The organism is Anoxybacillus sp. LAT27 (assembly GCF_022030075.1).
Classification (GTDB): domain Bacteria; phylum Bacillota; class Bacilli; order Bacillales; family Anoxybacillaceae; genus Anoxybacillus; species Anoxybacillus kestanbolensis.
Genome location: NZ_JAIWYK010000052.1, coordinates 1 through 655, shown reverse-complemented (window position 1 = coordinate 655; position 655 = coordinate 1). Strand labels below are relative to the sequence as shown.

Here is a 655-nt window from a genome sequence, read left to right as displayed (position 1 = left end):
CTTCGTCTACTCCGTTCCTTTGTCACTCCGTATTGAGTGTCCTACAACCCCAAGAGGCAAGCCTCTTGGTTTGGGCTGTTCCCGTTTCGCTCGCCGCTACTTAGGGAATCGCTTTTGCTTTCTTCTCCTCCGGGTACTTAGATGTTTCAGTTCCCCGGGTATGCCCTCCATACGCTATGGATTCACGTATGGATACTGCCCCATTACGGACAGTGGGTTCCCCCATTCGGAAATCTCCGGATCAACGCTTACTTACAGCTCCCCGAAGCATATCGGTGTTTGTCCCGTCCTTCATCGGCTCCTAGTGCCAAGGCATCCACCGTGCGCCCTTTCTAACTTAACTAAACACACTTTGCATTGCTTGGCTTTATCGTTTAGCTCCAAACGAGAACCGTTTGTCGCTTTTCTTACTGCCTGTTATCTAGTTTTCAAGGAACAATCAGCGAAAATAACGAGGGATATTCCCTCAAAACTAAACGAAGCGAAAAAGCGTTGTTATTACGTTATGTGTAGCTTCGAACCAAGAACCGTTCTTCGCTTTTCTTGATGTCTAGCTCCGGCTCCTAGCCCCTCGAGCCGCTTCGGTCCTGCTGTGGCGGCAACAGCCTCCTCGCAGGCCCTCCAGCGCTTGTCGGGGCTGAACAGTCGCCTCCGC

1 rRNA gene is annotated in these 655 nt (G+C 51.5%); it reads right to left on the bottom strand.

The annotated features are described in order from the left end of the window. Positions 1 to 343, bottom strand: a 23S ribosomal RNA gene (locus LD028_RS02485); the annotation flags it as partial. Between the last annotated feature and the right edge of the window lie 312 nt (positions 344 to 655).